This is a genomic window from Rhizorhabdus sp., assembly GCF_018006725.1.
Lineage (GTDB): Bacteria > Pseudomonadota > Alphaproteobacteria > Sphingomonadales > Sphingomonadaceae > Rhizorhabdus.
In genome coordinates, this window is the sequence record NZ_JAGMXV010000169.1 from 1 (window position 1) to 10531 (window position 10531).

14 protein-coding genes are annotated in these 10531 nt (G+C 65.2%); 13 read left to right on the plus strand and 1 reads right to left on the minus strand.

The window, feature by feature from the left end:
- From KAY22_RS19375 to KAY22_RS19425, 11 genes are all read left to right on the plus strand, one after another.
- Positions 1 to 304: hypothetical protein (locus KAY22_RS19375; protein WP_296624916.1), on the plus strand; the 304-nt coding region annotated here is incomplete at its 5' end.
- Positions 304 to 651, plus strand: coding sequence for a head-tail adaptor protein (locus KAY22_RS19380; RefSeq protein ID WP_296624917.1), 348 nt, complete (start codon positions 304 to 306; stop codon positions 649 to 651). The genes KAY22_RS19375 and KAY22_RS19380, both read left to right, overlap by 1 nt.
- A complete protein-coding gene (locus KAY22_RS19385; RefSeq protein ID WP_296624918.1) occupies positions 648 to 1100 on the plus strand; it encodes an HK97 gp10 family phage protein in 453 nt (150 codons plus the stop codon). Before KAY22_RS19380 ends, KAY22_RS19385 begins: the two co-directional genes overlap by 4 nt.
- A 2-nt stretch (positions 1101 to 1102) precedes the next feature.
- Positions 1103 to 1504: a DUF3168 domain-containing protein gene (locus KAY22_RS19390; protein ID WP_296624919.1), complete on the plus strand. Its 402-nt coding sequence runs from the start codon at positions 1103 to 1105 to the stop codon at positions 1502 to 1504.
- Between the two features lie 46 nt (positions 1505 to 1550).
- On the plus strand, positions 1551 to 1982 hold the full coding sequence (locus KAY22_RS19395) for a phage tail tube protein (protein WP_296624920.1): 432 nt from the start codon (positions 1551 to 1553) through the stop codon (positions 1980 to 1982).
- A 1-nt stretch (position 1983) separates the two neighbouring features.
- Entirely contained in the window at positions 1984 to 2370 is a 387-nt protein-coding gene (locus KAY22_RS19400; protein WP_296624921.1) for a hypothetical protein, read from the plus strand.
- 128 nt (positions 2371 to 2498) lie between these two features.
- Positions 2499 to 2642: a hypothetical protein gene (locus tag KAY22_RS19405; protein WP_296624922.1), complete on the plus strand. Its 144-nt coding sequence runs from the start codon at positions 2499 to 2501 to the stop codon at positions 2640 to 2642.
- Positions 2643 to 2651: 9 nt separating this feature from the next.
- Positions 2652 to 4796 (plus strand): phage tail tape measure protein, encoded by a 2145-nt coding sequence (locus KAY22_RS19410; RefSeq protein WP_296624923.1) that lies wholly within the window; start codon positions 2652 to 2654, stop codon positions 4794 to 4796.
- Entirely contained in the window at positions 4796 to 5389 is a 594-nt protein-coding gene (locus KAY22_RS19415) for a hypothetical protein (protein WP_296624924.1), read from the plus strand. Before KAY22_RS19410 ends, KAY22_RS19415 begins: the two co-directional genes overlap by 1 nt.
- Positions 5389 to 6039: a hypothetical protein gene (locus KAY22_RS19420; protein WP_296624925.1), complete on the plus strand. Its 651-nt coding sequence runs from the start codon at positions 5389 to 5391 to the stop codon at positions 6037 to 6039. Before KAY22_RS19415 ends, KAY22_RS19420 begins: the two co-directional genes overlap by 1 nt.
- Positions 6036 to 6476 carry a hypothetical protein gene (locus tag KAY22_RS19425; protein ID WP_296624926.1) on the plus strand — a complete coding sequence of 147 codons (441 nt, stop codon included), beginning with the start codon at positions 6036 to 6038 and terminating at the stop codon, positions 6474 to 6476. The genes KAY22_RS19420 and KAY22_RS19425 overlap by 4 nt, the downstream gene beginning before the upstream one ends.
- Here KAY22_RS19425 and KAY22_RS19430 read toward each other — a convergent pair.
- Positions 6445 to 6741, minus strand: coding sequence for a hypothetical protein (locus tag KAY22_RS19430; RefSeq protein WP_296624927.1), 297 nt, complete (start codon positions 6739 to 6741; stop codon positions 6445 to 6447). The genes KAY22_RS19425 and KAY22_RS19430 overlap by 32 nt on opposite strands.
- Before the next feature lie 234 nt (positions 6742 to 6975).
- Here KAY22_RS19430 and KAY22_RS19435 point away from each other — a divergent pair, with 234 nt between their 5' ends.
- Together KAY22_RS19435 and KAY22_RS19440 are read left to right on the plus strand one after the other, a co-directional pair.
- Entirely contained in the window at positions 6976 to 9846 is a 2871-nt protein-coding gene (locus tag KAY22_RS19435) for a hypothetical protein (protein ID WP_296624928.1), read from the plus strand.
- Positions 9847 to 9968: 122 nt separating this feature from the next.
- A complete protein-coding gene (locus KAY22_RS19440; RefSeq protein ID WP_296624929.1) occupies positions 9969 to 10349 on the plus strand; it encodes a hypothetical protein in 381 nt (126 codons plus the stop codon).
- The last annotated feature ends 182 nt before the right edge of the window (positions 10350 to 10531 follow it).

Genomic DNA, 10531 nt, shown 5'->3' on the forward strand with positions numbered 1-10531 from the left:
GGTAGCGGCAATCGTCAGCGTGAAGTATCTCGACACAGCTGGCATCGAGCAGACCATGCCGAGCAGCGACTATCGGCTGGCTGGCAGCCACGTCTCGCTCCGGGCTGGGAAAAGCTGGCCCTCCACCGCCGATGAGCCCGAGGCCGTGACGATCCGCTATGATGCTGGATACGAACAGGTACCCGCCAACATCATTTCGGCCATCCTGCTCATCACGGGCGACCAGTATAAGCATCGCGATTCGGCGCCTGCGATTTCGGAAGCTGCAAACCGACTGCTCCGTTCCCGCCAGGTCTACGCCTGATGGCTGGCCTCGCTGCCGGCGATCTCGATCGTCTCGTCATCATCAAGCGCGCGCCGATCGTCGACGATGGGTTCTCGCGCGTCCAGGGCGCTCCGGTCGAGATTGGCCGCCGCTGGGCGAAGAAGGTCGACGTCTCGGATGGCGAGCAAGTTCGCGCCGGGCAACAGGCGCAGGATTTAGCAAGCCGCTTCCTGATGCGCTGGGATGCCCTGACCCTGTCCATCACCGGCAAGGACTTCCTTGAGTGCGAGGGCGAGACCTTCGAAGTCACCGGTAACAAGGAAGCGCGCGGATATGATCGCCGCTCGGCTCGTGAGATCACCGCGGCTAGCAGGCCCGATCTATGAGCCGCACCCAGTTTCAGATTAAGGGCCTGCGCCAATGTAACGAGGCCCTGGGGCAGCTGCCGCGCCACATAGGCAAAGCGACCTTGACCCGCTTCGGCAAGCGCCGGCTCCAGCCTATGGCGGACACCGCGAAGGTCAATGCGCCGGTCGACGAGGGCGATCTGGAAAGCAGCATCATCGTCGGCACGAAGCAGGGCACGCCCGGGCAGCGCCGCAAGCGTTCTGCCGACAAGGCTACGGTCGAAGTCTATATGGGCCCGACCGCCGATGGTTATCCTCAAGCGCTGCCCCAAGAGTTCGGCAGTCCTAACAACCCGCCGCGCGGTTACATGCGCAAGGCGTGGGACCAACATAGCGGCGGGCTGCTTGGCGGCCTGGCTCGCGACCTGTGGGGTGCGCTCGCCGCCGCTTCCAAACGCTACGCCAAGCGTCTCGCTCGAAAGGGCTGATCATGGAGGAATGGCTGCGCGCCAAGATGCTCGAGACCGCGGGCATCAGCGACATCGCTGGCAATCGCGTCGATTGGGAACTGCGGCCTCAGGGCGATGATGCGCCGGCCATCGTGCTGCACCTGATCAGCGACGTTCCCGAACTGAAGATGACGGGCAACCCGATCTGGAGCGATGCTCGTGTGCAGGTGGATTGCTGGGCGAAGACCCCCGGCGCGGCCATCCGACTTCGCCGCGCGGTCGTTGCTCTCTGCCAAGGCCTCCGCGACGTCGCTGCCGGCAAGAAATACCGGGTCTTCGTCATCGACGCGGACAGCAAGGTTGAAGCCCAGAAGGGCGAAGCGAGTATCGGCGCCATCGATCACCGCGCCAGCGTCGACCTGAGGGTGATCCGCCAACTGTGACGGACAGTCCGTCCAATTTTTCGTCATTTTGCGAGGGAGAATAGCCATGGCCGCTACCGCTGCCGACACCGATATCGGTCACCTGACCCTGTTCAAGAAGAAGACCGGCGTAAGCACCTATGTCACGCTCGCCGAGGTCGTCGAATTCAACCCTCCCGAGATGACGAAGGATGCGGTCGAGTTCACGCACATGAGCTCGCCCGAGGGCTGGCGCGAATATAAGCCGGGCCTCAAGGACGGCGGCGAAACCACGCTGACCTATAACCTTATCCCCGGCGAGGCGGACGACGACCAGATCGCCGACAGCTTCGCGAGCGATGCTGTCGAGGAATGGCAGGTCGAGTTCCCGAACGGTGCGACGCTCGATCTCAAGGGCTTCTTCACCTCGCACTCGCGCGCCACGCCGATCGACGATCGCATGACCGGCGCCGCCACCTTCAAGGTCAGCGGCAAGCCAACCCTGACGGCGGCCGCATAACATGGCGGCCGCCAATCGTCAGCGCGGACAGGTCGGCTTCAAGATCGAGGGAGTCGACCACATCCTTTGCTATTCCACGAACGCGCTGTGCGTGATCGAGGAAGAGTTCAACCTGAAGGACATCACCGAGATCTCGACGATCATCGGCGCGAAGCCGTCGATCCGCGATGTCCGCAAGCTCTTTCGCATCGGCCTCTCCGACAGCGAGCCCAGCCTGACCGATGAGAAGGCGGGCGAATATATCGACGAGCTCGGCGGTCTCGCCCAGGCCGGAGAACTGATCACCCGGGCCGTGCAGGCAGCGTTCCCCGATGCCGGGGAGGGTGGCACGTCCGCCTCGGGCCCTCGGACGACGGGCCGGTCTGGGAATGGGGCCGGCTCCAAGTAAGATGGTGCGAGATCGGTCGCGATCCCGAGCAGTTCTGGCGGCTGACGCCGCGCGAGATTGCTCGGGTCTTCGAAGGGGCCGCTGCGCGCGCCCAGGTCGATAGCGACCGTGCCATCACGATCGGCCACATGACCGCCGCACTCGGCCGGGTGAAGAAGTTCCCCCGCCTGTCGACGCTGCTGTCGCCGAAAAAGCCCAAGCCGAAGCGGGGCCAGTCGAAGCCCTGGCAAGACCAACTGGCGGCCTGGGGGCGCGCTCTGACGCGGAAATAGGAGGCCGGCATGTCCAGCTCTATTATCGGCCAGCTCAGAGTCATATTGGGTCTCGACACAGCTGCGTTCCTGAAGGGTGCGAGCGAAGCCCAGAAGGAAATGACCAAGCTCGGCCGCGACCTGGGCAAGATCGGCGACAAGATCGGCGACATCGGCAAGTCGATGTCCGTCGGCCTGACCGCTCCCCTCGCTGCGGCGGGCGCCGGAATCGTCAAGTTCGCAGGCGACTTCGAAGCGAAGATGAACGACGTGTCGATCTCGACGCAGGCTTCGGGCGCGCAGATGAAGGCCATGAGCGAACTCGCGCTCGATCTGGGCAAGTCGACGGTCTTCAGCGCCTCCGAAGCGGCTGGCGCGATGGACATGCTCGCGAAGAACGGCCTCACTGCGCAGCAGATCCTGGGTGGCGCAGCGAAGGCGGCGATCGACCTTGCGGCGGCGGCCGGCACCGAACTGGATCCGGCGGCGGCGGCGCTTACGGACACGATGGCGCAATTCAAGATGCAGGTCTCCGACCTTCCCGGCGTCGTCAACCTGATCACCGGCTCGGTCAACCAGTCGAAGTTCGACTTCAACGACTTTCAGCTGGCCATGGCGCAGGCCGGTGGCGTCGCCGGCAAGGTCGGCGTGAACTTCAGGGATTTCACGACGACGCTGGCCGCCATCTCGTCGAGCTTCAGCTCGGGCTCGGATGCGGGAACGTCGTTCAAGGCCATGCTGATGGCGATCGGCAGTCCGTCGTCGACGGCGGCCGGCGTGATCCAGGATATGGGCCTGAAGTTCTACCAGGCCAACGGCCAGATGCGGTCTATGGCCGAGATCGCGCAGGAGCTTCAGGACAAGTTCGCCGGCCTGTCCGACCAGGACCGCATCCAGAAGATGGGCGACCTGTTCGGTGCAGACGGGATTCGCGCCGCTCTGTCGCTGATGCAGCAGGGGTCGCAGGGGCTCGACACGCTCGCCGCCAGCATCGCGAAGACGGACGCCGCGGCGCAGTCCGCGCAGCGGATGAAGGGCTTCAATGCCCAGATGGAGCAGCTGGGCGGCGCGCTGGAGACCCTGGCGATCAAGATCGGCGAAAGCGGTCTGCTCGCCATGGTGACGAGCCTGGTGTCCGGCCTCTCCGGCCTCGTCGACAAGATGTCCGAACTTGACCCGGCGCTGCTGAATATCATCGTCACGGTCGGCGCTGTCGTCGCCGCAATCGGCCCGCTCGTCGCGATCGTCGGCAGTGTCGTCAGCGGCTTCGGAACCGTGATTGCGGTTGTCGCCCGGCTGGGCCCGATCTTCACGACGCTGGTGCCAATCATCGCGACGATCGGCCGCGCGTTGCTCGGGCTCGCCATCGCCGGCGGGCCGTTGACGCTGATCGCCGCGGCTGCAGCTGCGGTCTATGTCGCCTGGCAGAACTGGGACAAGATCGGGCCGATCCTGAAGCGCCTTTACGAAGGTGTGAAGCAGTGGATCGGCGAGAAGCTCTCGGCACTGTTCGACGCGGTGAAGGCGAAGATCAAGGCGGTCGGCGATGCCTTCTATGAACTCTGGGACCGGGTCGTTGGGCATAGCTATGTGCCCGACATGGTCGACGCCATAGGCCAGCATTTCGGCAGGCTCGACCAGAACATGGTCGATCCCGCCGAGGATGCGACCGCGCGCACCGCTGAAGCTTTCGGCAACATGGCGCAGAGCGTCGTCAGCGACTTCCAAGGGATGCTCAGCGCCATCAAGCGCGGCGACTTCGGCGGCGCAATCGGGGGGCTCACCGGCCTGTTCGGGACGTTCGGGAAGATATTCGGCGGCGGCACGACGTCGGCCGATGATTTTCTAGCGTCGACATTGGGCACGGGCGGCGGCGATATGCCGGGCTTCAAGACGGGTGGCTCCTTCAAGGTGGGCGGCATGTCCGGCATCGACCGGAACCTGGTGCAGTTCCGCGCCACCCGAGGCGAGATCGTTGACATCCGCAAACCCGGCCAGGACATGGGCGGCGGCGCCATTCACAATTATTTCGAGGGCAACCTGATGACGCCCGAGTTCTGGGACCGCATCAATTCGGGCGACATGGTCGCGGCCCAGCGCGGCGCGGCCGGCGGTAGCGCCATGGCACAGGCCGATCTGCGTCGGCGCGGTCGTCAGCGGCTGGGACGCGGCTGATGGCGGTGCTCATTCCGTCATCGCCGGGGCCCGGCGCGGTCAATCCCGCCTATCTGGACTGGGGAGGCGTGCTCCGCTCGCCATTGGGCGGCGCCGACCAGAAGCTCAACCGGCTGGGTGACCGGTTCGCGATCGACGTCACCATGAACACGATGGCGAGCGACGACGAGGCCGCCGCGTGGGTCGCGGCGCTGATCAAGGGGAAGAAGGAGGGCGCCATCTTCCCCTGGCCACAAACGATCGATGTCGACGGCACGGGCGATGGCGCGGTCGACGGTGCCGGGCAGGCGGGCACGACGCTGAACATCCGGGGTGTCACGACGGGGCGCAAGTTCAAGGCCGGGCAGATGGTCTCGGTCGTGCATGGCGGCCGCCGCTATCTGCACATGCTGATGGCTGCCGGCACCGCGAGCAGCGCCGGCAAGATAGCGCTGTCGATCGAGCCGATGATGCGCGTCTCCTACGCCGATGGCGCGGTCGTCGAGATCGACACGCCGAAGATCGAGGGCTTCACCGACGGCAACAGCCAGGGCTGGAGCGTCGACGTCGCGCGCAATGTCGGGCTCCAGTTCCGCATCACCGAGGCCGAATAATGAGCGATCTCACTCCGGGATGGGATGCGGACCTTCGCGGCAGAGCGCCGACCGTCTTCGGTGCCGTCTCGATCGAACTGCCCGACTATCAGGTCAACCTGCTCGACGGCGCGGGGCAGCTGTCGTTCAACTCGCGCACCTTCGTCGGCAAGGATCCGACCTATGGGACGCTGTCCGCGATCTCCAGCCTGACGGACGGGATGGGCAATGAGGCTCCGCGGCTGTCGGTGACGCTGTTGCCGGCGAGCGACGCGGCGGCGGCAGACCTGGCGGGGCCTGACATGCAGGGGTCGCTGGTGACGATCTACATGGGCGGCGTCGACCGGGCGACCGGGCAGGTCATTCCTTCGCCGCACCTGCTGTTCATTGGCGAACTCGACGTGCCCGTGCTGACGGCCGGCGAGAACAGCCGGGAACTTGAATATGAGGTCGCCTCGATCTTCGAGCGGTTCTTCACGGACGACGAAGGCGCCCGGCTGTCGACCGGCTTCCATAAGTCGATCTGGCCCGGCGAGCTTGGCTTCGACTTCCAGACCGGCGTTCCCCAAGGCGTCTATTGGGGCGTGGAGGCGCCGCCTCGAGCCGTGTCGTACACGATGAATGCCCCCTGGGGGTTCCAGTTCTCCGTTCCCGAAAGCTTCGTGGTATGACGATCGTCCCCGAGGCCGAGCGCCGCCGGCTGGCCGCGCAGGCAACCCTCGATGAGTTCCGCGACAAGCCGTTCAAGTTCGGCGAGCGCGACTGCGTCCGCATGGCGGCGGCGCATCTCAGGCGGCTGGGCTATCGGGTGAAGTTGCCGGCGAAGGGAAGCTACCGAACCGTGCGCTCGGCGCGGAAGGCGCTGGCAGATCGCGGTTTCGCCAACATCTGCGCGGCGGTCGATGCGCATGGCCTGGAGCGGATCGCGCCGGCTGCAGCAGTCGTCGGCGATATCATCGCGATCCCCGGCGAACATGATTTCGGTGGCGCCCTACTCGTCGCCCTCGGGAACGGCCGGTGCGTCGGTTATCATCAGGATCTGGTCGGGGCCGGCGTGCTTCAGCCGATCGAGTACATCACGGCTTGGCGGGCGACCCCGCGCCGGTAGGGCAGGACAGGCGACCGCGCAGGATGGCATCCGCCGCTGGCAACTCGTCGACTATCTTGCAGCCGGTCGCCTTGAAAACCGCAGTGCGCTGGCGGTCGCGCTCTTCCAATGACCAGATAACGACAGCTGATTTGTTCGCGACCAGCACTGCACCATCCTGAACCGCAACCCGGTAGACCTTTCCGTCCACCTCCACGCGTGTCGTCGTTCGCTCCGAGCCGGCCAACGTCAAGGCCGCCGCCAACACCTGCGCTACCGCCGCCATCCCGAATCTCCTTCTCCTGGAGAATGATGCACTATGTCGAGGACCCTGAGAACCGCGGCATTGGTCGTTGGTGCGGTCGCGCTGGTCGCGACGGGCGTCGGCGCAGGCATTGCGTTAACCGCCGGCACATCCATTGCCGCGGCCTCGGCCGGCACATTTGTTGCTGGTGTTAGTCTGTCGACGATCGCCACGGTCGCTAGCGTTGCATCGACGGCTCTATCCCTGGCAGCTGGATTGACGGCCAAGCGACCACCGCTAACCGGCTCACAGACGACGTTCAATTCGGATCCGAGCGCCGGCATCCCTTATCTGATGGGCCGGACGTGGAACGCCGGCAATATCGTCTACTGGGACACGAACGACACGAACGACAAGGGCGACAATGATCGCCAGACCTTCGTGGTGATCCTGTCCGGCGCCGGTCCCGTGGAGGAGATCGAGGACTTCTACTCGGATCAGGTGGTCGTCCCGTTCGACATCAACGGCTCCGCGCTGGGCTTCTACAATGATTTCATGTGGCAGAAGACGCAGCTTGGCCAGACGCCCGAGCCCGTGTCCCTGTCCATCCCCGCTGACCCGCTGACCCCGCCAGGCTGGACGTCGGCGCACAAGCTGTCGGGCTATGCCGCGGCCATGTGGCGGATGCGCTTCGACACGAAGGGCAAGAAGTTCACCAATGGTACGCCCAAGCCCGGCTGGGTCGTGAAGGGCGTCAAGGTCTATGACCCGCGCCTGGACAGCACCTATCCGGGCGGCTCGGGCTCCTGTCGCGCGCTGCAGGAGTCGACCTATGTCTATTCCGAAAATCCCTATCTCCACGCCCTGACGTGGTGCCTGGGACGCTGGCAGAACGGGAAGAGGGTGCTGGGCATCGGTGCGCCGATCGTCGGCATCGATGTCGACGCTTTCGTGCAGGGGGCGAACATCGCCGACCTCAACAGCTGGAAGATCGGTGGCGTTGCCTATTCGACCGACAGCAAGTGGGACACGCTGGTCAACATTCTTCAGGCCGGCTGCGGTGAACCGCTGGCCCTCGGCGCGAAGATCAGCTGCTTCGTAAACGCCCCGAAGGTCGCACTCGACACGGTCACCATCGGCGACCTGTCCGGTCCGATCAGCGTCCAGGCCACCCAGGCCCGCCGCGATCGCATCAACGGCATCATCCCGCGCTATCGCAGCGAGGCGCACAATTGGGAGGTCATCTCGGCCGCGCCCGTGCGCGTGCCCGAGCATGTCGAGTTCGACGGCGGCGAGCGGACCAAGGAAGCCGATTATCCGTTCGTGCAGGACATCAAACAGGCCGCCACGCTGGCCCGCTACGGCATCGAGAACAGCCGCGAGTTCGGCCCGATCACCATGCCGCTCCGGCCGCGCTGGATCGGCTACAAGCCGGGCGACGCGCTGATCGTCATCACGCCCGAGGTCGGGCTCAACGGCCAGAAGGTGCTGCTCACCAACCGGGAGATCGACCCGACAACCGGCTGCCCACGCTTCTCGGCTCGATCCGAAACGGACGCGAAGCACCCCTTCGCCCTGGGTCAGACCACAATCGCGCCCCCGACGCCCGGCGTTACCGGCCCGCCGGTCAATCCCATCCCATCGGTTGGCGCCTGGGTGATTTCGGCATCATCGGTCACCGATGGCGGCACTACGCTGCCGGCGCTGATCATCAGCGGCGCGATCGACAGCACCAGCGCCGACGCCATCATCTTCGAGTATCGAGAATTCGCCAGCGGCATGCCGGACGGCGACGGCTGGGTCGGCGCCGGGATAGAACCGCCCGAGATCAGCCAGAAGATCATTCCCGGCATATTGCCCGCCACCGAATATCAGGCGGCCGTCAGTTATCGCCGGCAGGGCGTGGTCGGCGACCGCCTTATTCTGGGGCCCGTCACCAGCCCGGCGATCGAACTGGAAGAACTGACCCGCATCGTGGACGACGGCATCCTCGACCGGAGCGAGAAGCCGCGCGTCGTGCAGGATTACACGGTGCTGCTTGACGAGCAGGCGGGCATCGACGCCCGTGCCACCGCCCAGGGGATCACCACCCAGAAAACGGCCTATGACACGGCGCTGGCTGACCTGACGGCCTATCTGGGCGGGTTGTCGCCGGCATGGAACGACTATGACAGCGACACGCCGGTAGTTCGCACGACCTTCATCGCGAAGTTCCGCGACGCCTATATCGCCCGGCAGGCCCTGCTCAACCAGATCGCCAAGGTTGCCTATGATCAGGCGGTCGCGGCGATCGCGGCGGCCGAGAATGCGCAGGACACGGCCGACGGCAAGATCAACACCTTCTATCAGAACAGTCCGCCTTCAGGGCAGGGAGAGAGCGAAGGCGATCTCTGGTTCGACACGAACGACACCAACAAGCTCTACACTCGCCGCAGCGGCGTCTGGGTTCTGACCGCTGATACGCGGGTTGCGCTGGCGATCACGAATGCCGCGGGCGCGCAAGCGACTGCCGACGGCAAGGTAACGACGTTCTTCTCGACGAGCACGCCGACCGCGACCGCGATCGGAGACCTCTGGTACAACAGCAGCACGCGCGAACTGCGCCGCTGGAATGGCTCCGGCTGGGTGATCGTCTCGACGATCGGCGCCGACTGGGCCACCAACATCCTCAACATCCCGACCGAGATCAACGATGGCCGGGTGGGAGCGGGCCTCAACGCGGATGGCACCGTCAAGACCAATCGGGTCACCACAAGCGCGGTCGTCGACAACAGCCTGACCAAGACGTTCGGCGTCACCGATTCCGGCACCCTGACCGGTGGCCCATCTTACACCTGGCAGGACCGCTGCACGTACACGGTCAACATGAGCGTGGCTGGCGAACTGCTGCTGTGGGGCGACGTCCAGAACGCCTATTCAAGCGGCACCCTGCCGCAGGCCTGGCAAATTCGCTTCACGGTCGACGGGGTGCAGGTCGGCTCGCCGAAGGGCGGTGCCGGCTGGGGCACCGACAGCGCAAGCATCCAACGGATCGCGACGGGCATCGCTGCCGGTAACCGCGTCGTGAAGCTCCAGATCCGAATGGATAATGTGGCGATGAGCAGCATCGACGGGACAATGTTCGGCATGGGCCGGTTCAACAAGTGAGGGTCGATATGTTCCATTATTTCGTGCGGTATTGCGAGCGGACCGATGACATCGTCACGGTCGGGCATACCTCTGCGCCAGGCGAGATTCCGCTCCAAGGCGACGCCAACAAGGGTCTGCTGGTGATCGAGGCCGACGGCGCCACCATCATGGCGGGGACGCCGGGCCGGGACACCTATCTGGAGGCCATTCGGGTCCACCTGTGCCGAAAGATCGATGGCGAGGCGCGCGAACTCCTGTCCGACCCGTTCGCCGATATCCATGCCGCGCAGGCGGCCGAGGCCCGCGGCGAAACCCCATCCACGCCCTATCTCGACGCCCTGCGCGCTGCGACCGGCCAGACCGTCAAAGAGGTGGTCGCGAGCATCCGGGAACAGGCGGACGCCGCCGACGCGCTGAAGGCGGGGATCAACGCCAAACGCCAGGCCGCCAAACGGCATATCCGCGCCGCCGCCACTATCAGCGAGATCGTCGCTGCGGCCATGGTCGACTGGGAAAAATAGTTCCGGTCACGATCAACACCTGACGCTTCTTACCGCCTTTCTAATCGCCTGCGGCCGCGCGGGCCCTTTCCCATGCCCGGAGGCCCTGAGATGCCCGACTTGTCGGCCTGGTTGCCCGTCATCACCGCGCTGCTCGGCGGCGGCTTCATCATGGCCCTCGCCACGCTCGCGAAGGTCATCTT